Source organism: Anaerotignum lactatifermentans (assembly GCF_016902535.1).
Lineage (GTDB): Bacteria > Bacillota > Clostridia > Lachnospirales > Anaerotignaceae > Anaerotignum > Anaerotignum lactatifermentans_A.
Genome location: NZ_JACSNY010000086.1, coordinates 1 through 215, shown reverse-complemented (window position 1 = coordinate 215; position 215 = coordinate 1). Strand labels below are relative to the sequence as shown.

The window sequence follows — 215 nt, the reverse complement described above, 5'->3', positions numbered from 1 at the left end:
GCTTTCTATTCTGAATGGTCTGAAGAACCGTGGTGTGGAAGATATCCTGATTGCATGTGTGGATGGCCTGACAGGCTTCCCTCAGGCAATTGAAGCGGTATTTCCAGAGACAGAGATTCAGCAGTGCATCATCCATCAGATCAGGAATACAACAAAGTTTGTTTCCTACAAAGAACTCAAGCCCCTGATGGCTGATCTGAAACGTGTATATGCCG

1 protein-coding gene is annotated in these 215 nt (G+C 46.0%); it reads left to right on the top strand.

Translation table 11 applies throughout. The features are described from left to right. The coding region (locus tag H9X84_RS13485; protein WP_205134655.1) for a transposase at window positions 1-215 on the top strand (215 nt) is incomplete at both ends.